Below are 252 nucleotides of genomic sequence, written 5' to 3'. Positions count from 1 at the left end.
CAACAGGAGATAATGTGAGCATTACCGATACAGCTAGAGTAGCCTTTGTGGCAGGAGCAGTTAGTGCAACTACCTCAACAGTTACTTCAGCACCATCCATCAATGTAACAGCAGATGGCACAACGACCTCAACAGTAACAGTTACACTAAAAGATGCGAATAGCAATCCAGTTTCTGGTAAGACAGTTGTATTAACAGATGATAGCACAACATCAACGATCTCAGCAGCAAGTGGTAGCTCAGATGCAAGTG

The 252-nt window shown here is 43.7% G+C and carries 1 protein-coding gene; it reads left to right on the top strand.

The features are described 5' to 3' along the window. On the top strand, window positions 1-252 hold a 252-nt coding region (locus V7S79_RS12250), incomplete at both ends, for an invasin domain 3-containing protein (protein ID WP_459490883.1).

The organism is Aquirufa sp. ROCK-SH2 (genome assembly GCF_054558315.1).
The sequence above is the reverse complement of the archived record's forward strand: the minus strand, read 5'-3'. Positions and strand labels throughout refer to the sequence as shown.